The organism is Blastocatellia bacterium, assembly GCA_025055075.1.
Classification (GTDB): domain Bacteria; phylum Acidobacteriota; class Blastocatellia; order HR10; family HR10; genus HR10.
The window spans coordinates 1-22,362 of sequence record JANWYV010000020.1 but is presented as its reverse complement, the minus strand read 5'-3'; the positions used below and the strand labels follow the sequence as shown (position 1 = coordinate 22,362).

The 22,362-nt window shown below is 60.1% G+C and carries 16 protein-coding genes and 2 tRNA genes; 3 read left to right on the top strand and 15 right to left on the bottom strand.

Features of this window, described 5'->3' with window-relative positions; genetic code table 11:
* Positions 1 to 151: 151 nt before the first annotated feature.
* The 5 genes from NZ746_05185 to NZ746_05165 all read right to left on the bottom strand — a co-directional run bounded on the left by NZ746_05185 (position 152) and on the right by NZ746_05165 (position 8,603).
* Positions 152 to 1,159 carry a dihydroorotate dehydrogenase-like protein gene (locus NZ746_05185; GenBank protein ID MCS6816759.1) on the bottom strand — a complete coding sequence of 336 codons (1,008 nt, stop codon included), beginning with the start codon at positions 1,157 to 1,159 and terminating at the stop codon, positions 152 to 154.
* Entirely contained in the window at positions 1,152 to 4,799 is a 3,648-nt protein-coding gene (gene nifJ, locus NZ746_05180) for a pyruvate:ferredoxin (flavodoxin) oxidoreductase (protein ID MCS6816758.1), read from the bottom strand. The genes NZ746_05185 and nifJ overlap by 8 nt, the downstream gene beginning before the upstream one ends.
* Positions 4,796 to 6,196, bottom strand: coding sequence for a 4-hydroxybutyrate CoA-transferase (locus NZ746_05175; protein ID MCS6816757.1), 1,401 nt, complete (start codon positions 6,194 to 6,196; stop codon positions 4,796 to 4,798). The genes nifJ and NZ746_05175 overlap by 4 nt, the downstream gene beginning before the upstream one ends.
* Positions 6,180 to 7,328 (bottom strand): alanine dehydrogenase, encoded by a 1,149-nt coding sequence (locus NZ746_05170; GenBank protein MCS6816756.1) that lies wholly within the window; start codon positions 7,326 to 7,328, stop codon positions 6,180 to 6,182. Before NZ746_05170 ends, NZ746_05175 begins: the two co-directional genes overlap by 17 nt.
* Before the next feature lie 567 nt (positions 7,329 to 7,895).
* On the bottom strand, positions 7,896 to 8,603 hold the full coding sequence (locus NZ746_05165; GenBank protein ID MCS6816755.1) for a Crp/Fnr family transcriptional regulator: 708 nt from the start codon (positions 8,601 to 8,603) through the stop codon (positions 7,896 to 7,898).
* A gap of 137 nt (positions 8,604 to 8,740) precedes the next feature.
* Between NZ746_05165 and NZ746_05160 the strand changes: the two genes are divergently transcribed.
* A complete protein-coding gene (locus NZ746_05160) occupies positions 8,741 to 9,985 on the top strand; it encodes a radical SAM protein (GenBank protein MCS6816754.1) in 1,245 nt (414 codons plus the stop codon).
* On the opposite strand, the gene NZ746_05155 is transcribed toward NZ746_05160, so the two are convergent.
* The 5 genes from NZ746_05155 to NZ746_05135 all read right to left on the bottom strand — a co-directional run bounded on the left by NZ746_05155 (position 9,979) and on the right by NZ746_05135 (position 14,003).
* Entirely contained in the window at positions 9,979 to 11,511 is a 1,533-nt protein-coding gene (locus NZ746_05155; GenBank protein ID MCS6816753.1) for a cytochrome c biogenesis protein ResB, read from the bottom strand. The two genes, NZ746_05160 and NZ746_05155, sit on opposite strands and share 7 nt — an antisense overlap.
* Before the next feature lie 41 nt (positions 11,512 to 11,552).
* The gene (locus NZ746_05150) at positions 11,553 to 11,795 is read right to left on the bottom strand and encodes a hypothetical protein (protein ID MCS6816752.1); all 243 of its coding nucleotides are present in this window, start codon (positions 11,793 to 11,795) and stop codon (positions 11,553 to 11,555) included.
* 266 nt (positions 11,796 to 12,061) lie between these two features.
* Positions 12,062 to 12,140, bottom strand: a tRNA-Asp gene (locus NZ746_05145).
* A gap of 53 nt (positions 12,141 to 12,193) precedes the next feature.
* Positions 12,194 to 12,268: transfer RNA gene (locus tag NZ746_05140), tRNA-Val, on the bottom strand.
* Positions 12,269 to 12,575: 307 nt separating this feature from the next.
* The gene (locus NZ746_05135; GenBank protein ID MCS6816751.1) at positions 12,576 to 14,003 is read right to left on the bottom strand and encodes a sigma-54 dependent transcriptional regulator; all 1,428 of its coding nucleotides are present in this window, start codon (positions 14,001 to 14,003) and stop codon (positions 12,576 to 12,578) included.
* Positions 14,004 to 14,139: 136 nt separating this feature from the next.
* Here NZ746_05135 and NZ746_05130 point away from each other — a divergent pair, with 136 nt between their 5' ends.
* The gene (locus NZ746_05130; GenBank protein ID MCS6816750.1) at positions 14,140 to 15,924 is read left to right on the top strand and encodes an ATP-binding protein; all 1,785 of its coding nucleotides are present in this window, start codon (positions 14,140 to 14,142) and stop codon (positions 15,922 to 15,924) included.
* A 512-nt stretch (positions 15,925 to 16,436) separates the two neighbouring features.
* On the opposite strand, the gene NZ746_05125 is transcribed toward NZ746_05130, so the two are convergent.
* The 5 genes from NZ746_05125 to NZ746_05105 form a co-directional block, all read right to left on the bottom strand.
* Positions 16,437 to 16,877: a WG repeat-containing protein gene (locus NZ746_05125; GenBank protein ID MCS6816749.1), complete on the bottom strand. Its 441-nt coding sequence runs from the start codon at positions 16,875 to 16,877 to the stop codon at positions 16,437 to 16,439.
* 184 nt (positions 16,878 to 17,061) lie between these two features.
* A complete protein-coding gene (locus NZ746_05120; protein ID MCS6816748.1) occupies positions 17,062 to 18,696 on the bottom strand; it encodes an FMN-binding glutamate synthase family protein in 1,635 nt (544 codons plus the stop codon).
* Positions 18,693 to 19,412, bottom strand: a complete 720-nt coding sequence (locus NZ746_05115) for a 2Fe-2S iron-sulfur cluster-binding protein (GenBank protein ID MCS6816747.1) — start codon at positions 19,410 to 19,412, stop codon at positions 18,693 to 18,695. The genes NZ746_05120 and NZ746_05115 overlap by 4 nt, the downstream gene beginning before the upstream one ends.
* Positions 19,409 to 21,256, bottom strand: coding sequence for an NADH-quinone oxidoreductase subunit NuoF (locus tag NZ746_05110; protein MCS6816746.1), 1,848 nt, complete (start codon positions 21,254 to 21,256; stop codon positions 19,409 to 19,411). Before NZ746_05110 ends, NZ746_05115 begins: the two co-directional genes overlap by 4 nt.
* On the bottom strand, positions 21,253 to 21,729 hold the full coding sequence (locus NZ746_05105; GenBank protein MCS6816745.1) for an NAD(P)H-dependent oxidoreductase subunit E: 477 nt from the start codon (positions 21,727 to 21,729) through the stop codon (positions 21,253 to 21,255). Before NZ746_05105 ends, NZ746_05110 begins: the two co-directional genes overlap by 4 nt.
* Positions 21,730 to 22,170: 441 nt before the next feature.
* Here NZ746_05105 and NZ746_05100 point away from each other — a divergent pair.
* On the top strand, positions 22,171 to 22,362 hold a 192-nt coding region (locus tag NZ746_05100), incomplete at its 3' end, for a citrate (Si)-synthase (protein ID MCS6816744.1).

Sequence of the window (22,362 nt, the reverse complement as noted above, 5' to 3'; positions counted from 1 at the left end):
CGCTGACCCTCCTTTCTCGTCGCTCTCAGAGGTCCCGCGTCCAATCGGCCCTCCGCGAGCGAACTCCGCTGTGTAATGGTGAGGTTCACATCCCTATATGATCCCGCGACGCCCCAAAGGTTTCAGGATTCCTGCACGCTTTCGCTTCACCTCATTCCGGCAACCGCCAAGCGTAGGAGCTGAGCACGCGGAGATAATTCGCTCTCTCGAAGGCCGCGGGTTCGGCCACGCGTTGTTGGCTCAGGCTCCCCCGCATTTGGTGGAGCGACCCGTATTCGTGCTCCTCCATCCACTGCCGAAGATCGGCCAAAACCGTTCGTAAATATCCGATGCCGTACTTCAAGAGCGCCGATGTCATCATCGCGACATTGGCCCCCGCCATGATGGCCTTCAGGACGTCGTAGACGGTGTGGACGCCTCCAGTGACGGCCAGATCCGCGCGGATGCGCCCGTAGAGGATGGCGACCCAGTGGAGACGCAAAAGCAGTTCGTACGAACGACTAAGGGTCAGTGTCGGAACGACCTCCAGCCGCTCCACGTCGAAATCGGGCTGGTAGAAGCGATTGAAGAGGACGAGCGCGTTCGCTCCCGCTTCATCCAACTGTTGCGCTACGTTCGCGAAAGCGGTGAAAAAGTGGCCGAGCTTGACGGCGACGGGGATAGTGACGCTCGCTTTCACCGCGCGCACCAACTCGATGTATCGGCGCTCGACTTCGGCGCTCGTGAGATTCGGGTTGGTCGGGATGTAGTAGATGTTCAGCTCCAGAGCGTCCGCCCCAGCCTCCTCGATCGCTTTCGCGTAGCGGATCCATCCGCTCGGGGTTACTCCATTGAGGCTTCCGATGATCGGGATGCTCACGGCCGCTTTTGCGCGGCGGATATGTTCGAGATATTCTTCCGGCCCGAGCCTGTAGGACGCCATATCGGGGAAGTAGCTGAGGGCTTCTGCATAGCACTCCGCACCGTGCGAGAGATACCGGTCCAGGAGTTCGCTCTCGATATTGATCTGCTCCTCAAAAAGAGAGTGAAGCACGACGGCGGCCGCCCCCGCTTCCTCCATGCGGCGGATGTTATCCACGCTCTCGCACAACGGGGAGGAGGAGACGACGAGCGGGTTCCGAAGCGTCAGGCCGAGATAGGTCGTCGTGAGATCAGGCATAGCGCACCTCCTTCATCCACTCCTCGACGGGGAGGTTCGCCAGGTGTTCGTAGAGTCGCCAGCGCGCGCGCACGTCCTTCTCAGCTAATTCGAGCAAGGTTCGAGCAGCTTCTGGTCGGCTGTGGACGAGCATCGTATAGCGCGTCTCATTGTAGACATATTGGCGTAAGGGGAGGCTGGGCGCCTTAGAATCGAGGACGAGGGGATTTTTCCCCTCCTTGAGCCGATCGGGATGATAGCGCATCAGGGGCCAATAGCCGGAGAGGACAGCGGCCTTCTGTTGCTCCATGCCGAAGCGCAGATCGTACCCATGAGCGATGCAGTGGCTGTAGGCGATGATGAGCGAGGGCCCTTCGTACGCTTCGGCCTCCAGAAACGCTTTCACCGTATGCGTGTCGTTGGCGCCCATGGCGACGCGGGCGACGTAGACCGTGCCATAGGTCATGGCCATGAGCGCGAGGTCCTTCTTCGGCGTTGGCTTCCCGCCGGCGGCGAATTTCGTTACAGCGCCTCGAGGCGTGGCTTTGGACATCTGTCCGCCGGTGTTCGAATAGACTTCCGTATCGAGCACGAGGATATTGACGTTGTGCCCAGAGGCCAAGACATGATCCAATCCGCCATATCCGATGTCGTAGGCCCATCCATCACCGCCGATGATCCACACACTCTTGCGCACGAGGGCATCGGCGACGCTCAGCAGTTGACGGGCCTCCGGATGGGGGAGCGTGACCAAGTGCTCCTTCAACAGGCGAACCCGCTCGCGCTGGCGCGCAATCCCTTCCTCGGTGGATTGATCAGCTTCCAACAATGCTTCGACCAAGGCTTCGCCGATCTCCGAGGCCAGGCGACGCAGGAGAAGACGCGCATATGCTGCCTGTTGGTCCAAGGCCAAGCGCATCCCAAGACCGAATTCCGCATTATCTTCGAAGAGCGAATTCGACCAGGTCGGTCCGCGCCCCTCGCGATTGAACGTGTAGGGCGTCGTGGGGAGGTTCCCGCCGTAGATCGAAGAACAACCCGTCGCATTCGCGATCAGCAGGCGATCGCCGAAAAGCTGTGTGAGCAATTTGATGTAGGGCGTCTCGCCGCATCCGGCGCAGGCCCCGGAGAACTCAAAGAGCGGCTCTAGAAGCTGGATGTCTTTCACTTGACCGAAATGGAGCTTCTGTCGGTCCACCTCTGGCAAGCGGAGGAAGAATTCCCAATTCGCGCGCTCCGTCTCGCGAAGCGGGGCCTGCGGCTGCATGTTGATCGCTTTATGGCGAGGCTCGCTCTTGCTCTTGGCCGGGCAGACTTCGACGCAGAGGGCGCATCCGGTGCAATCCTCCGGAGCGACCTGCAGCGTGTAGCGCCAGCCCTTGAATTCGATCCATCGTGCCGGTGCCGATTTGAAGGTGGGCGGAGCTTCGGCCAAGAGCGCCGGATCATACACCTTCGCCCGGATGACCGAATGTGGGCAGACGAGCACGCACTTGCCGCACTGGATGCAGAGGTCTTCATCCCACACGGGGACCTCCGTGGCGATGTTTCGCTTCTCCCACCGCGTTGTGCCGCTCGGATATGTGCCGTCCGGTGGAAAGGCGCTCACGGGCAATTCGTCGCCCTCACCAGCGATCATTCGCGCCGTCACGCGACGGACGAATTCTGGCGCCTCCGGAGGCACCGGCGGACGAAGGTCGAAAGCACTCGTCACGCGCCCGGGGACGCGAACCTCGTGGAGATTCTCCAAGGCACGATCAACGGCCGCGAGGTTCTTTTCCACAATCGCCGGGCCACGCTTGCCATAGGTTTGCACGATCGCTTCACGCATGGACGCGAGCGCTTGGTCGAGCGAGAGGGCGCCTTTCAGGTATCCCCCGCGATCGTCTGAACGCGCGGCAGAGTTCGGGTATTCACCGGTCGTGAGCGCGAAGAAGCATGCCTGCATGATCGTATTGATGCGTCCGCCTAAGCCCGCTTCGCGAGCAACCCGATAAGCATCAATGACAAAGAAGCGAAGTCCCTTCTCGATGATCTCGCGTTGGATCGTGCGGGGGAGATGATCCCAGACTTCCTCCGGCCCATACGGGCTGTTGAGCAGGAATGTCGCCCCCGGCTCGGCGACCTTCAGGACGTTGATCCGCTCCAAGAACGGAAATTGATGACAGGCGACGAAGTTGGCCCGCGTGATGAGATATGTCGAGCGAATCGGCCGTGGACCGAAGCGCAAGTGAGAAATGGTCATCGAGCCCGCCTTCTTCGAGTCGTAGACGAAGTAGCCTTGCGCGTAGTAGTCCGTGTGCTCCCCGATGATCTTGATCGAATTCCGGTTGGCGCTCACCGTCCCATCAGCCCCCAGGCCGTAGAAGACGGCGCGCACGGTTTGCGGATCCTCGGTGGAGAAGGTCGGATCATATTCGAGGCTCGTGTGCGTGACATCGTCGTGGATCCCGATGGTGAAGTGATTCTTCGGATGGGCCTTCTTCATCTCGTCGAAGATGCCCTTGATCATGGCTGGAGTGAACTCCTTCGAGGCGAGGCCGTAGCGGCCGCCGAGGATGCGCGGAAGCGCGGCGAAGGGAGCTTGTCCCTCGGCCATTGCTTCGTGCACGGCCGTGACGACGTCCAAGTAGAGCGGCTCGCCGATGCTGCCTGGCTCCTTCGTGCGATCTAAAACAGCCAGAACGCGCACCGTCGAAGGCAAAGCGGCAATGAAGTGCGCGACGGAGAAAGGACGATACAAGCGGACCTTTACGAGGCCCACGGCTTCGCCACGCGCGAGCAAGTGTTCGACCGTCTCGTGTGCGGCCTCCGCGCCCGAACCCATCAGCACGAGCACTCGATCAGCGTCAGGAGCACCGACGTAGTCGAAGAGGTGATAGTGCCGTCCGACCACACGAGCGAACTTCTCCATCACGTTCTGGACGATCGTCGGACAGGCGCGGTAGAAGGGGTTCACAGCCTCGCGGCTCTGAAAATATACGTCCGGATTCTGCGCCGTCCCGCGAATACAGGGACGATCCGGCGAGAGGGCGCGCTCGCGGTGCGCGCGCACCAGCTCGTCGTCAATCATCGCCCGAAGATCATCGGGCGTGAGCATCTCCACCTTCATCACTTCGTGAGAGGTGCGAAAGCCATCGAAGAAATGAAGGAAAGGAATGCGCGCCTCCAACGTCGCCGCCTGCGCGATGAGCGTCATGTCCATGGCCTCTTGCACGGAGCCGGAGGCCAAGAGCGCGAATCCGGTCGCGCGCGCGGCCATAACATCACTGTGATCGCCGAAGATCGAGAGAGCGTGTGTAGCTAGCGAACGCGCCGCCACGTGGAAGACCGTCGCCGTCAGTTCCCCAGCGATCTTGTACATGTTGGGGATCATCAGAAGCAGGCCTTGCGCCGAGGTGAAGGTCGTCGTCAAAGCGCCTGCTTGCAAGGCGCCGTGCACGGTGCCGGCCGCTCCTCCTTCGCTCTGCATCTCGATGACAGTGGGCACCGTGCCCCAAAGGTTTGGTCGTCCTTCGGACGCCCATTGGTCGGCCAGCTCGCCCATCGGCGAGGACGGCGTGATGGGATAGATGGCGATGACTTCATTAAGCTGATAAGCGATGGAGGCGACGGCCTCATTGCCGTCGAGCGTCACCAATGGTCGGGATGATGGCCTCATGGCGTTCTTTCTCCTTCAGATGGCGAAGATTCAGAAGCATGTGTGGGAGACGCTGCAGGTTCTTCGGGAACACGCGGCATCTCCCCGAAGTGGAAGAGAGGAGGCAGCAACCGACGCTCGCGCGCGGCGCGGGCTAATTCCTCGCGGAATTTCGGATGAGCGATACGGATGAGCGCTTGGGCGCGTTCCCGCAGGTTCTTCCCGTGCAGGTCCGCGATCCCGTATTCGGTGACCACATAATGTACGTCCGCGCGCGTGGTCACAACTCCTGCTCCAGGTTTCAAGAGTGGAACGATACGCGAGACCGTCTCCCCGCGCGCTGTCGAAGGCATGGCGATGATCGGCTTTCCGCCGGGGGCGTGCGCGGCGCCGCGCACGAAGTCGAGCTGCCCGCCAAAACCCGAATAAATCTGCGTCCCGATCGAGTCGGAACAGACCTGTCCGGTCAGATCCACCTCGATCGCCGAGTTGATCGCGACCATCTTCTCGTTGCGCGCGATGATGAACGGATCGTTTGTATAATCGCACGGGTGAAACTCAAAGAGCGGATTGTTGTCCAAATACTCGTAGAGGCGTCGGCTCCCGAAAGCGAAGGTGCAAACGACTTTGCCCGGATGGATCGTCTTACGCGCGCCGGTGATGACGCCGGCCTCAATGGCTTCCATGATCCCATCGGAGACCATCTCCGTATGGATGCCCAAATCGCGCTTGCCTCGTAAGGCGACGAGCACGGCGTCCGGAATGCTCCCGATGCCGAGCTGCAGCGTCGCGCCGTCCTCGACCAATTCAGCCACATATTCGCCGATGCGCCGCTCCACTTCGGTGAAGTTCGAACGTGGGAGTTCGGGCAACGGGCAGGAGACTTCGCACAGCCGCGTGATGCGCGAGACGTGCACGAAGCAATCGCCGAGCGTGCGAGGCATTTGGTCGTTGACCTGGGCGAGGATGATGCGCGCGCTCGCGATGGCCGCCATCGTTGCCAGACACTCCACGCCCAAGCTCATGAAGCCGTGCTCGTCCGGGGGCGTCGTCTGAATGAGTGCCACATCCAGAGGCAGACGGCCGCTCTTAAAGAGGCGGGGAATCTCATGAAGGTGAATCGGGACATAGTCAGCACGCCCTTCGTTGACGGCCGCGCGATCTGCCGGCCCGACAAAGAGCGAGTTGTGTCGAAAACGATCCCGCGTCTCCGGACGGGAGAGCGGATCCTCCCCTACCAATAGGACGTGCGTCACTTCGACGCGCTCCAACTCATGAGCGCGTGCCGCCAACGCCTCCAAGAGGACCAGGGGAGTCGCGGCATTCCCGCTCACGAAGAGACGGTCCCCGGACTTCACCAGCGCTACTGCTTCCTCTGCCGTCACGCGCCGCTTTCGGTATTCATCCATCCAGTGCATCATCGGCGTCCTCCACCATGCGTTCCAAGTCGGCTTGCGGAAGGGCCGGAAACGGAAGGGCGTGCGTGAGGTATCCGGCAAATGCGTAGAGGCCGCGCCGCAACGCACTGTTTCGCTTGAGCGCGGACAGAAGCCCACTCTGAACGATCTCCCGCAAGTACGGGAGCACGGCGTTGGTCAACGCGTGTGTGGACGTGCGCGCCACCATAGCCGGCACGTTCGGCGCGCAGAAGTGAGTCACCCCATAGCTCGTGAACAAGAAATCCTCGCTCGGCGTCAACGTCGAAGTCTCCACGCAGCCCCCTTGATCAATGGAGAAATCCATGATCAAGCTCCCCGGACGCATTCGTTGGACCATCTCCTTGGTGACGAGCACAGGGGCACGCTGTCCGGGCACGAGCACAGCTCCGATGAGGACATCGGCGAAGGCCACGAATTTCTCAATATTGCTCGCCGTCGCCAGGGCCGTCACGACTTTCCCCTCGAAGAGCTTGTCCAATTCCATGAGCCGCTTCATATCCTTGTCGAGGATGTAGACGCTGGCTCCGATGCCGAGGAACGACCGCGCGGCGTAATAGCCGAGAGTTCCTCCACCGAGGATCACCACATCTGCTGGAGGAATTCCTGGGATCCCCCCGAGCAAAATCCCACGCCCTCCGAATGTGCTCTCCAGGAGGCGACCGGCGATTTGAACGGCCATCTTCCCCGCGATCTCGCTTGAGGATCTCAAGATCGGGAGGGTACCATCTGGCTCCTGGACGATCTCGAAGCCGATCGCCGTGATTCGCTTCTCCACAAGCGCGCGAAGGAACTCTTTCGGGGCGACGGCCAGATGCAAAAAGGCCATCAACGCCGAGCGCTCCTCGAAGAACTCCCATTCGTCGGAGGTCGGACGTTGCACCTTGAGGATGAGATCAGCTCGCCGAATCGTCTCTTCATTCGAATACACGATGCGCGCGCCGACAGCCCGATATTCCTCGTCAGTGAATCCCGCTCCGAGGCCAGCTCCAGCCGTCACCACGACTTCGGCGCCGAGCGCCGTCAATTCGCGGACTCCGGCTGGCGAGAGGCTCACGCGCTTCTCCTCAACCCCTTTGAGAATCAGTCGCTCCTTAGGAATGCCCACGATCATACGCCCGCTTTCCTCAGAACAGAGACAAGAATATCCGAAAATGGGAGAACGCGGCAAAGGTCGCGGAGATCCCAAAAGCTCAAACCGTGCACCTTTTGTTGGTTCCTTTCCAATAGGGAAAGGTGGGCCTTCTGAACGAGCGGGATATATCGCTTGTTCCAGTGCGCTTGAGCACCGATTAGCTGTCTGCGATCGAACACCATGGAGAGATCGGTCGCGCGCATAGAAAAAGGCCCCTGGTGGCCGGGCCATTTTGTGGTGAGGTCTTTGTGGAAGGCATGCAAGGCGAGGTCGGCCTGCGCCACCAGGCGGCCGATGTCAAAGATCCCAGGATGATGTCCACTTTTGGATTATGCAAGCGGCGTACCAAAGCAGGGAGGGGAAGCCCTCATCCCCCTTCGCCTTGATTTTTCACAACTTGGGGTGTTCGTCTTCGGAGGAAGGCCTCCTGCCAGACGACGCGCTTTGCGCGAAAATCAGCACCGAGTGGGGATTTTCCCCCGCCGCCTTCCTAAGCATTGTGGAGCGGGCACGAATTTGGCTCAGGGCGCTTCCAGAGGAGGAGATTCATTCCCCTTCCGCTTCTTGCTGCAAGCGGTCCAGGTCGAGAAGGACGATCGTGCGGTTCTCAATGGCGAGCAGTCCTTGCTGCTGGAAGCGACGGAGCGTTCGAGAGACCAGCTCGCGTACTGTCCCAATCTGCGCGGCCAATTCGTGATGCGTCACGTCGAGGGCGAATTCCAGGCCACGGGGAGTTCGCTTTCCTTCATGACGGGCCTTTTCCAAGAGCCATCGGGCTAGACGTTGCCCGACTTCCAAGAAAGCGAGGGCTTCGATCAAGCCCACGAGTCGCCGAAACCGTCCAGCGAGTGAGCGGATGATGCCGAAGGCGATCTCCGGATGCTGACGGCAGAGCCGATGAAAATCGCTTTTGGGAATGAGCAGGACCGTCGTATCTTCGACGGCCATGGCGGAAGCCGGGTAGGGACCTTCGTCCAAGACGGCGAGTTCTGCGATCGGGCGCCCTTCGGATTCGATCGTCAGCACCTGCTCGCGCCCTCCAGGCGAAGTCTTGAAAATCTTCACTGCGCCCGAGTGCACCACGAAGAGTCCCGGGCACGGTTCTCCTTCGAGGAAGAGGATCTCACCCTTTTGATACTGCCTCGGCCGACAAGCCTCGGCCAAGGCGCGCAGCATCAGTTCGCTGAGCGTCGAGAAGAAGGTGACCTTGCGCAGCGTGTTCATGCGGGTCGGAATGTCCAATCCCCTCTGCATGGCCGAAGATTATATCATGTCGCGGCCGTGGAAAGCGGCGCACGGCGACCGGGATTCGCGCCGATTCGTCCTCAGGTGGCGAAGGATGGGATCTCCTGATATCCTTCCGAAAGGAAGCTCGACGCCAAGGAGGAACCGTGTACGATACGAACGCCCTCATGATCAGTGCCAAATCGCACTCACTTTCGATCATGGATGACGGTCGGTTCGTCTTCTCTTTCGATCGCGCGGGACGACTGTACGCGGCGTACCGAGACGGGCACACCTTCGTCCGGGGGTTGAGCGGGATCGTCCTGGAGAAGTGGCATGACGAGGGAGCACCTTGGGCTCCCAAGCGCATCCGCGTCCTCACGGAGGAAGAGGCGCGCGCGTTTTTGGCCGAATTGTGGTCGAAGGTGAATGAGATCGTTGTGGCCTTTCGTCGAGGTCGCGTGCGCATCGAAGTCTTTGGGAAGGGGAGGGCGCTCTCGGAGGAGGACCTTGAGTGCTGGCTGGAACGGATCCTCGCGTGGGATATCTATGCCTATGCCCGCGATCGAGAGCGATTTCTCTCCGTTTACAAGCCCGTCAGCATCCTTCCGCCTGATCAGTATCTCGCCCTCGTGCTTCAAGTCACTGAAGGCTGTCACTGGAATAAATGCGCGTTCTGCGATTTCTATCGCGATCGCCGATTTCGGATCAAGACCGATGATGAGGTGCGCCGCCACATCGCAGCCGTGCGGGAATTCCTTGGGGATTCCATCACCCTTCGGCGCTCGCTCTTTCTCGCCGATGCGAACGCCCTCATCATCCCTCAGGAACGACTCGTGCGCCTTCTGGAGATCATTCACGAGGCCTTTTCCTTCGAAGCGAGATCGAACGAGCGGGAGGGAGCACTGGACGGTATCTACTCATTCCTGGACGCCTACAGCGGGATGCGCAAGACCGTCGAGGACTTCGCCGCCCTCAAATCGTGGCATGTCAAACGCCTCTACCTGGGCGTCGAGAGCGGGCATGATGAGCTGCTGCGCTTCGTGAACAAACCGGGCACGGCGCGCGAGGCGCTCGAGGTCGTCTCTCGCATCAAGGCGGCTGGGCTCTCGGTTGGGGTCATCATCCTCATCGGCTTGGGAGGGGACATCTTCTTCGAACCGCACGTCCGAGAGACGATCGCTTTGCTTAATGAGATGCCCCTCGGTCGTGAGGATATCATCTACCTCTCGCCACTCTATGTCCATCCGGGATCGGACTACGAGGAGAAAGCGCGCGCCTTTGGCATTCGCGCGCTCACTCCCCAAGAGCTGAAGCAGCAGATTCGGCGCATCCGTGAGGGGATGCGATTCGCCTCTTCCCTAGAGCGACCGAGAATCAGCCTCTACGATGTACGGGAATTCGTCTATTGAGTCGGTGGGCGCGCGGCGATCTCTTCCGAAAGCTCGCGCACAAGCGCGTGAAAACGCTCTCTCAGGCGCTCCTCATTTCGATTCGCATGAGCGGCGAGATGGATCTTGAGGTCGGACCCTTCTGGTTCCAGGACGGCCCAGACGCGCTCGTGAGCGGAGAAGAAGACGATGGAGAGCGAGAGGGCGAGCAAGGCGAAGCCCACGTAGATGGCGCCGACGCCGGGGTCGTATTGTACGTGAAGGATGTGCTCGAAGCTCACCTTGTCGAAATCCTTGAGGACGAAGCGATATCCTGAAGGGTATCCTTCCCATACCGTCCCGCGCGTCGTCTCCCATCGTCCGGGCGTTTCAGGAAAGACCCAGAACACATGCCGCTCCCCTGAAGCCAAGGTGACCTCAAGCTCCGCCGCTGGATTCTCATAGCCATCTGATCCCGAGGCGGAAGATCCTCGAAAATCGCCAGCGAAGCGAAGGAAGCGAACCTCGCCGAGCTCGGGTACAGTTACAGCTTGGTTCTTCGCGAGAGAGAAGGTGCGCTCCGGTCCCATCTCGGAGCGAATCACGAGCGTGATACGGCTGGCATCGCCCGGACGTCCCGTCCCTGATTGAAAGAAGCGGTACCCGCGATAATCGAATGGCTTATTCACGGCGATGGTCGCCCTTCGCTCATTGCCCGCCTCTTCGATTACGATGTCCGTGTACCAGTTGATGACATTCTGCGGCACGAGCGGACCGCGCGGGTTTTTCAATGCCACGCGCAATGATTCGCATCGGACGGTGAAGGGCAATGGCATCTGGCGTTCCGGGATGCCGCGCCAGCGCGAACCTGGTAGAGTCAGCGATTGGGTTCGCGTGCCCGGCGAGAGGATCATCGTCCCTTCATATCCCCATCGCGCACCGACGAAAGCCGCCCCGAGGATCACAAGGAGCGAACCATGCACGAGGAAGAAGTTCCATCGGCTCCACACCCCCCGCTCGCCGAAGACGGTTGGAAACGGCGTATTCACCGTCTGGCGCGGTCGCCATCCGAACCGGGCGAAGAGATGAGTGAGCCGATCTACAACGTCCGCCGAATGGCGAGCGACCAAGAGCATCTCGTAAAACGGTTGCGACTGGGCGAAGAGCGGGGTGGCCGAGACCTTAGGCTCGCGCAGATATTGAAGCGTCATCGGAAGGCGATCAATCGAGCACAACACGAGGTTCAGGGCGAAGAGAAAGACCGCCGCCGTGAACCACCAGGAATGGTACACATCGAAGAGCCCTAGGTGATCATAGAGGGCGCGTTCAGCCGGCGTCAGTCGTGCGTAGAATCGGTCGAATTCTTCCATATTGTGCTGTGGGATGAGGGTGCCAACGATCGCCGCCACAATGAGAATCAGCATGAGGGCGATTCCCACCTGCAGTGAGCTGAGCCAACGGAGGAACCGATCCACAGTTCCCAGCGCCGACACTGCCGCTGGGCTCGCCGACGGCTCTTGCGGGCTCGCGCCTTCTTGTTCGATCGGTTCGCGCCTTGATTCGTTCATCATTGTTCCTCCGAAGGATCAGAACAGTCTCGACCCTTCGCTCAAGGGAGTCCCTGCTTGTTTGCCCCTTCTCCCACATCGAAGGGGGAATCAAGCCACAACCGCTCGTGCGCGCAGGCGAGCGCTAGGCGGTCGACCACAGAAGGAAGAAGCTGCTTCTGGATCATCCGTTCTTGCTCCGGAGCCAGTCCACGCAGCCATCGGCGATGGCGCTGAAACTGCTCCTCCGCGATCTCCGCCAGCCACTTCCGGAGGTCTTCGATCACTTGGCTCGTTCGTCGCATCGTTTCCTCACCTCCGCCTTCACAGTTTCCTCCAGCTCTCATGGCTCTTGCAAATTGTATGCCGAAGCCTCTCTCCTCTTCGCGAGATCTCCTGCAGAACGCGCTTTGCCACGACTTTCAAAGAAGATGCCGATCTGCGCGCTTCTTCACGGGAAGGCCAAGGAACGAGCATCTTCGCTCCACAAGGTGGGGTAAAACACCCAATGTGAGGGAAACGACGAGACGCATCATGTCATCGCGAGGGGCACTACATCGAGAAGAGAAAGTGGCGGGGCGGACGGGACTTGAACCCGCGACCTCCGACGTGACAGGCCGGCGTTCTAAACCATGCTGAACTACCGCCCCACCGATTCAAAGACCGCACCTTCGAGCTCGGGGGCCTTCCGTCCCGCCTCGCGTGGTGGGCGGTACCGGACTCGAACCAGTGACCCCCTGCTTGTAAGGCAGGCGCTCTACCGCTGAGCTAACCGCCCGCTCACCGAAATGCACATAGTAAAAGGCGCACGCGGCATTTGTCAAGGAGGTCGCTTGGGAAAGTGGTTCGCATCTCCGTTCGATGTCGCGTGAGCAGCGCCGGTGAAGCAGGGACGACATGAGGGCGGCCGAGCGAGATCGCCGAAATCACCTCATTCGCTCCACTCGAAAGGCGAACCTCCAACGAATCGAAATCACCTAAGCTTCCACTACGGGCGCCCTCAACGGAGACGACCGATGTCGGACGTCCGTCCTTCCAAGCAAAGAGGCGAGGAGGGCTCGCGACTTCGCGAACCGACGATCTTTTCACATGGTTCGAGCTTCGCCCGGAAGAGCCCGAGATCGGGCGAGCTTGTATTTCTTGATCTTGTATCGAATCGCATCGCGCGAGATGCCGAGCAGATCGGCGGCGCGCGTCTGATTCCAGCCAGTTGCTTCCAAGGCATGGCGGATCATATCTCGTTCGACTTCTTCCAATGTGAGCTTGCCCACGAGATTCGCCAAGAGCGCGGAGGGATTTTCGTCCTTGCGCGTGAAACCGACCGCGTAAGCGGATGGGCGCAGGATTCGTTCGTGCAGGTATTTCGGCGTGAGATACGGCGAGTCTTCGAAGATCATGGCGTGCTCAATCGTATTCTTCAACTCGCGGACGTTTCCCGGCCAGTGATATTCGAGGAAGAGGCGCTTGGTCTCCGGAGCTAAGCCGAGGATGTTCTTCTTCATCTTCACGTTGAAGCTCTTGATGAGATGCTCAGCGATGAGTAAGATGTCCTCTTTGCGCTCTCGCAGCGGGGGGATCGTGATTTGCACGACGCTCAGCCGATAAAAGAGATCGGCGCGGAAGCGCCCTTCTTTGACCTCCTCTTCGAGATTTCGGTTGGAGCTGGCGATAATGCGCACGTCCACATTAATGTTGCGAACGCCCCCAACGCGTCGGAATTGTTGTTCCTCGATCACGCGCAACAACTTCGCTTGCAATCCGAGCGGCAGCTCGCCGATCTCATCGAGTAGGATCGTCCCACCGTCGGCCAGTTCGAAGACGCCTTTCTTTTGCACGCGCGCGTCGGTGAAAGCCCCCTTCTCATGCCCGAAAAGCTCGGTCTCCATGAGCGTCTCTGGGATCGCCGCGCAATTGACGGCCACGAAGGGGAAATCGGCGCGGCGACTCTGGTAGTGAATCGCTTTGGCGATGAGGTCCTTGCCCACGCCGGATTCACCTTGTAGGACGACGCACGAGGCTTCGCTCTCGGCCACGCGTTTGACGATCGCCAGCAGCTCCTTCATCTGAGGCGATTCGCCGACGATCATGTCGAAGCTGAAACGTTTCTTCGGGAAGGATTGAACGCGCCGCAGCGTGTCGCGTAAGCGGCTCGTCTCCAGGGCGTTACGAACGGCCGCTTCCAGCTCGCCGTAGTTGATCGGCTTGCAAATGAAGTCGAACGCCCCAAGTCGCAAGGCCGCGACGGCGTTATCCACCGTCGTGTTGGCTGTGATGATGATGACCGGAGCATTGGGGTCCTGCTCCTTTATCTTCTGCATGACATCAATGCCGGAACCATCCGGCAGCTTAATGTCCAAGAGGACCAGGTCCGGCATCTCTTCTGCGAACACGCGAAGCGCTTGCTTCGCCGTCTCCGCTTCGAGGGTTTCATGACCCCATTGCTCCAATTTCATGCGAAGCGACCATCGAAGCAAGTCTTCATCGTCCACGATGAGGATCTTTGATTTCGCCATGCTCCTCTCCTCCTGAGGATTTCCAGCTCGCGAAGGGACTGGGAGGAACATTGATCCGGGCATAAGGGGCGCCCAGGCCTTGTCGTCTTGACCACGTCTCCTGAAGCGCGCTACCCTTGTGAAGGTCGCAAACGTTATGGCGATCAAGAAAGCCAGAAGGCAGCAAGGCGTTTCCCGTCGCGTGCCGCCCTCCTCGCCAGTCGAGGGTCGGGAAGAACTCGGCCGCACATCCGATCAAGTGGGATGCCCCGAGGAGGTCACGCGCACGCTGAAGAAGCTGACGGCGCTCAGCTCCTTGGCCGCTGCGCTCAGTCGTGCGCGAGAGCTCGACCCCCTGCTTCAGGAAGTATTGCGGACGATCACCGAAGTCCTCTCGACCGATATGGCCTTGATCATGCTCTTCGATGCAGAGGCGGGAGAATTGCGGGTTCGCGCGGCCCAGGGGGTCTCGTCCGAATACATCGCGGGAGTGGATCGCCTGAAACCTGGTGAAGGTGTGGCCGGACGCGTCTTCGTGAGCGGTGAACCTCTGGTCTTGCGCGATGCGGCCACAGATCCGCAGATCACGCGCCCGATCGTGCGTCAGTCGGGCGTGCATGCTATGGCGTGCGTTCCTTTGCTCGCACACGGGCGGGCGATCGGTGTGCTCGTGACGGCCACCTATGATCCCCAGCGAGAGATCACCAGCGATGTGGACCTGCTCGAAGCTATCGGCCACCAGCTGGGCATCGCGATCGAGAACGCGCGCCTCTTCGAGGAGAACCTCCGCGTGCGCAAGCTCTGGGAGAGCACCTTCAATGCCATTCGGGATGGCATTTCCGTTCACACCCGCGATTTGCGCGTCGTTCAAACCAATGATGCATTCAGCCGCTTGCTCGGGGTGCCCAAAGAGCACATCCTGCAAAATCACTGTTGCATGCTCATGCTCGGGCGGGATAATCCCCTGCCCGATTGCGCCGATCTGCGGGCGACAGCCCAAGTGCCGTGTCAGGTCACTGAGGTCATCGAACGCCCAAATGGTCAAATCTTGCGTGTCACAGTGGACCCGCTTTTGGATGAAGAAGGGCGCGCATATGGAACAGTACACGTCGTCTCCGACATCACCGAACAAGTCCTCCTGGAGCGCCGCATGGCGCGCGCCGAACAGCTCGCGTTGATCGGGGAGATGGCTGCCGGTCTCGCTCACGAAGTGAAGAACCCGTTGGCGGGGATAAAAGGTGCCTTGGAGATCATCTTGGACGACCTTCCCGAGGATAATCCGCATCGTTCGATCTTGCGTCATGTCCTGGAGGAGATTCAACGCATCAATCGCATCATTACTGATTTGCTCGACTATGCGCGCCCGCGTCCTCCAAGTCACGTTCAAACCGATGTGAACCGGTTGATCGAACATGTGGTCTCGGCAACGCGCGTTCAATTGGCGAATAATCACATCGTACTGGAATTTCACCCGGCTCCCGAGCTGCCCTCTCTCATCATCGATCCGGACGAATTGCAGAAGGTCGTCCTCAACCTCTTGCTCAACGCGATCCAAGCCGTGCGCGATCACGGCCATATCCTCGTCCGAACGAGCTATGATCCCCAAGAGCGGGCGATCAAGCTCTCGGTCACCGATGATGGAGAGGGCATCCCGCCGGAGAACCTGGACAAGATCTTCCGCCCTTTCTTCACGACGAAAAAGCGCGGAACAGGCTTGGGATTGGCGACCTGTCAACGGATCGTCACCGGGTATGGGGGGACGATCACCGTCACCAGCGAGGTAGGCAAGGGGAGCACCTTCACCGTTACGCTGCCCTTGCAAGCACCACCAACGCATCGCATCTCGCATTTGGTCGTGCTCTCCTCTTCTGATCCTTCTCCGGATTCGGAGCGATCTGGGGAGACATCCTCCTCCCCCATGCGGGGTCACGAGGGGCGTTGAACCATCTCCACGCCAACCATCCTCGGCAAACCACATCCCTGGCTTCTCGCTCCGGTCTTCACAAGCCATCCGTTGTGGGGAGACTCCTTGAGTCTCCGATCAGATCTCCCTTCAAGCAAGAATTATACCATCGCCGCTTTCGCCTCGAATGCTTCGCTAAGTCGTTGGATGTGACGAGATAAAGGTCAAGAGAGGAGAGCGCGAGCTCTCCTCCGCTCGCTGGGGCATATCCCCCACCTTGGGAGAAATTGCTATCTTCCATTCTCGGGCACAGATGGACTCCTCGGGGGTCATTCTCGGTGAGGCAATGCTCGCTAGGTCCAGGCATCCGTGCAACGCTTTCTGAGCTGGTAAGGAAGAACGCTATGGGCATTCAGCTTCTGAGGCGTTTGTTCATCGTAGTGAAGCATCGGATGATCCGCTTTCCTTGCGGTCTTCAAGTCGCGCTCAAAACCGTCTTCGAACCCCTCACTCGGTGCGGCCCTTTGCTCTCCTAAAAGAACCTCAGTCTTTCACGGAGAGCGAGAGAAATCACTCGCTTCGCTGAATTGAGGAGGGATGACGACCTCCCCTTGACGATTCACATAACCCCATTTCCCCCCGAGCTTCACCCGCGCCAGGCCTTGGGAGAAGTCCCCAGCTTCCTCAAACTGTGGGTTGACGAGGAACCGCCCCGTTCGATCAATGTAGCCCCATTTTCCACCAGTCTTGACGCGGGCCAAGCCTTCAGAGAAATCGCCCGCCTCTTCGAACTGGGGATTGATCACGATCCGCCCCGTTCGATCAATGTAGCCCCACTTGCCAGTGAGCTTGACGCGCGCTAGCCCTAACGGGGCGGTACGTCGTTGGACGAATCGCATCTCGGTCTCCTCTGAAGCAGAGACGATGACCATCGCCAATCCGGCCAAAAGCATCCAGCCGCTGAGCAATGCCCAAGATCGCTTTGTCCCCATAACCCGCCTCCTCGTGGCTGAGGGCCAGAGGCGCTACGTGCGCCATGCCCATTGTGGCAAAGCGCGTAATTTTAGTCGGGGTATCCTGTGAAAGGCAACAATGCTTCCCGCGCTGGGATCTCAGTCAACCTTCACCTGTCTGGCCTACTCCCGGACGTTTTGCGAGGCCGCTCCAGAGCGGCGGTTATCTCATCCCCTGGTGGCCGACCCTGTGCTCGGCGAGCGATTGAGAAACTGGGGAGCCATTGAGGATCCGCTCGGCCACCGCTCGGTCAACGTCCATAACGTATGGGATGCCGCTGATGCGGGCGGCTTCTTCGGTGAGCGCCGCAATGTCGTCACGGCTGATATAGTCAAGGGCGAATTTTCGGCTCCCGCACATGAGCTGTCGCAAGCCTTGGGCCAGGCGCTGCAAATACGTGTACAAGCCGATGGCTCCTGGGGGAATCCGCTTGAAATCCGCGCCGAACCGTCGCTTGAGCTCCGGCGCCGTGATGAAGATCTCCTCCACTGTCTCTCCGAAGCGAGCGATATAAACGGGAAGGTCGCCTTCCTCGATGCTTCGTCCGATGGTTTTGCCCACCATCGCCGCCGCCAGCGGTGCGCGCGCCATGCCGATGAGTTTGAAATAAGGAGCGCCTAGAGCCAAGCCCTTGAAGATCTGGTCCTCGAATGCGAATCCGCCGGCGATCGCGATATCGGGCACGTATTCACCCCGCTGCGCCAGTTGGTCAGCATACCGATAGAGTAGTGAGTGCAACTCGACCGGCGGAATGCCCCATTCGTTCATCATGCGCCAAGGGCTCATGCCGGTCCCCCCGCCCGCAGCATCCACCGTGAGCAGATCAATGCCCGCGAGCGAAGAGAACTTCAGCGCGCGCGCCAGATCGGCGGGCCGATACGCTCCCGTCTTCAGGAAGACGTACTTCGCTCCCGCGCGCCGCAGCTCTTCGACCCGTCGCACGAAGCTCTCCTCATCCACCATACCGATGCGCGAGTGGCGCTCGAATTCATGGAACGAGCCTCGCCGGAATGCTTCAATGACCTCCGGATCCTCGGGATCTGGCAGCACAATGTAGCCGCGACGCTTCAACAGTTGCGCCTTCGCCAGATCCTTGATCTTCACCTCGCCGCCGATGTCCTTGGCCCCTTGCCCCCATTTCAACTCGACGGCTTCCACTCCCAATTCCGAGATGACGTATTCGTGAACGCCGAGCCGTGTGTCTTCCACATTGGCTTGCACGATGATTGCTCCGTATCCGTCCTGCTGCCACTCTTTGTAGAGTTTCACCCGGCGGATCATCTCCGGAGAGCGCACGACGCGTCCGTTCTTGAATTCCGCCGCTTCATCCATTCCACAGATGTTCTCGCCGATGGTGAGGGGGATGCCCGCGATGGCAGCGCCGATGGCCAGACCTTCCCAATTGTTCTTCGCGATGGCCGTTGAACCCAATCCAGGGATGATGATCGGCAGCTTCACCTTGATCCCTTTGTCCCGACCGATGCGCCGCTCCAGCGAGACGGCCGGGAAGATCGCGACGTCGGGATCGGGCGGTACCCCCCAGGCTCCCACGACCGTCCCGAGGATCGTGAAGTGCGACAGATCGACCGGATACCGCTTCTCCGAAGCCGCCGTGATGATCCCGAACGGCTGCGGATAGATGACTTCGGCCCCGCGGTACGCTGATTTCCCGATCTCGCACATCCCGATGCATCCATCCAGGCACGTTGCGCACATCCCACTCAGGGAGACGATCGCTCCCTCCGTGCGATTCTTCGTGAGCGTCGCCGCCGAGGCATTCAATCGTGAGAAGCTCATACGCTCTCCCTCCTTCCTTTAAGATCCAACAGGCGAAGATCAGGCGTCTGCGGTCCTCTCACGCATGTCCCGCATTCGCCCGCCGCCCCCATGTAACACGCGAGATCCTCGTACACAGGGAGGCATGTCGGAGCCGGAGTTGCGCACGAGCCGCAGACGGCGCTTGGGGCCTCTGACCCTTGGCACCGCAGCTCGCACACCGGGCAAATGTAGAGACATCCGCCACACCGGCGGCACACCTCCGACGTCATATCAAAGGGGGTCGTGATCCGGCGTCGGTATCCGCGACTGACGAACCCGATGGCATGAGCCATCATCTGTTCGGCGCACATTCGGACGCAAAGGCCGCAGAAGATACATCGCTCGTCGCGGATCGAAAAGCGTACGCGCTCGACCTGATGCTCGGTAGCCAGATCCTGAAGCCGTTTCGAGCTCGGACAGATCGAAAGGAGCAGCTCGATCAGCATCTGGCGAGCCCGTCGGACGCGTGGCGAGTGTGTGCGCACCCGCAACCCCTCTTGGACAGGATAGGTGCACGCAGAGACGAGCCGACCATCGCTCAACTCAACGACGCAAAGGCGGCACGCTCCATACGGGCTCAACCCCGGATGAAAGCAGAGCGTAGGGATCTCGATGCCCAGATGCTCGGCCACCTCCAGGAGGGTCATTCCCTCCTCGACATCCACTTCGATGCCGTTAATGTAGAGGCGCGTCATATGATCTCCACAGCTCCGAATTGGCAGACCTCATAGCACATGCCGCACTTGATGCAGCGCTCTTGGTCAATGACATGAGGCTGCTTGAGTTGCCCCTGAATGGCTTGTTGCGGGCACGGGGACAGGCACGCCAAACATCCCGTGCAGCGCTCGGCATTGATCACATAGCGAATGAGGGCCTTACACACACCGGCCGGACAACGCCGTTCTCGGATGTGCGCCTCGTACTCGGGACGGAAATAACGCAACGTCGTGAGCACGGGATTCGGCGCCGTCTGGCCGAGCCCGCAGAGCGACGTTTCCTTCACGACCTGAGCCAGCTCTTCGAGCAAGGTGAGATCGGCCTCGGTCGCGCGCCCCTCGCAGATCGCCGTGAGCAGCTCATACATGCGGTTGGTTCCTTCGCGACACGGGAGGCATTTTCCGCAGGATTCATCGCGCAAGAAGTCCATGAAGTATCGCGCGACATCCACCATGCAGGTCTGATCGTCCATGACGATCAGACCGCCCGAGCCCATCATCGCGCCCGCTTCGGTCAAGCTCTCGTAATCAATGGGAAGATCGAAAAGGTCCTTGGGCAAACAACCGCCCGAGGGCCCCCCGATCTGCACGGCCTTGGTCTCTCGCGGAGGAGGCGTTCCGCCGCCGATCTCCTCGATGAGCTCTCGGAGCGTCATTCCCATCGGGATTTCAATGAGCCCCGTGTTCATGACCTTGCCCACGAGCGAAAAGATCTTCGTCCCCTTGCTCGTCGTCGTCCCCAAGCTCGCGAACCATTCGGGGCCTTGCTCGATGATGATGGGGACATTGGCCCACGTCTCGACGTTGTTGATGACGGTGGGGTATCCCCACACTCCCCGATGCACGGGATACGGCGGGCGTTGCCGCGGCTCGCTCACCTTTCCCTCAACGGCGGCGATCAAGGCCGTCTCCTCTCCGGCGACGAAAGCTCCAGCGCCGCGCACGATCTCAATATCGAAGGAGAATGCGGAGCTGAAAATCTCCTCGCCGAGGAACCCATACGCGCGCGCTTGGGCGAGTGCCGTTTCCAACGTTTGAACGGCCAGAGGGTATTCTTCGCGCACATAGATGATCCCCTGCGCCGCACCGACGGCGTAAGCGCCGATGATCATCCCTTCGATGACGCTGTGCGGATTGCCTTCGAGCACACTGCGATCCATGAAGGCGCCAGGATCGCCCTCGTCCCCGTTGCAGATCACATACTTGCGCGAACCTGGAGCCGCGCGCGCCAATCGCCATTTCCTCCCCGTTGGGAATCCCGCTCCTCCACGCCCGCGCAGCCCAGAGCGTTCGACGATCGCGATCACTTCCTCTGGGCTCAGGCGCGTCAGGACCGTGCCCAGGGCCCGATACCCCCCAAGCGCGATGTATTCGCGAATGTCGGTCGGATCAATAATGCCGTTGAAGCGCAACACGATTCGATGCTGCCGCCGGTAGAAGGGGATCTCCTGCTCTCGTCGAACGCGCCGCCCCGTCACCGGATCCTGAGCGAGCAATCGCTCAATGAGCGTACCGTTCGTGAGCGTCTCCGTGACGATCGCGCGCACATCATCGGCCTCGACGCCTTGATAGAAGACCTCGTGAGGAGTGAGCGAGACCAAAGGACCGCGTTCGCACAACCCGTGACATCCAGTGAATTTCAATTCCACCGATTCGGCCAATCCCGTTTCCTGCAAGAGCGCCTTGAAGCGAGCCAGCACCTCTTCGCTCCCACGAGCGCGGCAGCCGGTCCCTCCGCACACGCGCACGCACGGTTTGTGATCGCGCGCCGCGCGAAGCTCCTCTTCCAGCGCCCTCAGTTGCTCGAGCGTTCGAATCTTCATCGAACGATCTCCTCCGCCGGGCGAGCACGGCGCAATCGTGCGAGCACCTGCGTCAGCTTCCGCTGCCCCATCTTGGGATAGTAGCGTCCGTCAATGATGACAAGTGGCGCTAAAGCGCATGCCCCGACGCATCGGACTGTCTCAAACGAGAATTGCCCATCTGGAGTCATCTCCCCTTCGCGCACTCCCAGCTCTCGCTCCAAGGCTTCGACCAGACGCGCTCCTCCCTTCAAGTGACACGCCGTGCCCAAGCACACCCGAATGACATGTTCCCCTCGGGGAACGAGCGAGAAACAGTTGTAGAAGGTCGCGATGCTGTAGAGGTCGATCAAGGGGATACGCGCACGAGCCGCGACCTCAAGAAGCGCCTCTCGCGGCAAGTAATGGAACTGCGCCTGAATATCCTGCAACATGGCGATCACGTGTCGCCGCTCGGCTCCGTACCGCTCGATAATGGCTTCGACCTCTCGCATATCCCCAACTCCCCATTTTGGGAGAAGCAAAGCCTGTGCCACAGGGGATTGCGATTTTGGCCCTGAGCCACAAGGAGTTAGAAGCCCGTCCCGTTGACGCCTTGTCCCTCGCTGCGGAAAACAGCCCGTCCCTGTGGGAAAAGTCGCAATCCCCTCCTTCGCGAAGAGGCCTGCGGCAGGCCGGTGCTCTTGGCCGGATGATGGGGGATTTCTCCCCGTCGGATCGGCTAAATGCCCCAGCTCAGAGGCGCGGCCGCAGCGCTCCCGATTACCCCTCCGCTCTCGTAGGTCAAGCGAGGTGAGCACATAAGACACCTTGGGCGCTTCCGCGGCGACCAAGAGAGGATTGGGGAGAGATGTGGAACAAGAATTGCTTCATGAACCCTCATGGGAAATTTTTCTTTCGAGCGACCGCGCGGGCCGCTCGGGAAAGGAGGACTTATGGCGAAAGATACCTTGACGGTGATCGACAATCGGACGGGGCGGAGTTATGAGGTGCCGATTGAGGAGGGGGCGGTGCGGGCGATGGAGTTTCGGCGGGTGAAGGTGGGGGAGGGGGATTTTGGGTTGATGGTGTACGATCCGGGGTTTCAGAACACGGCGGCGTGTCGCAGTGGGATCACGTTCATCGAT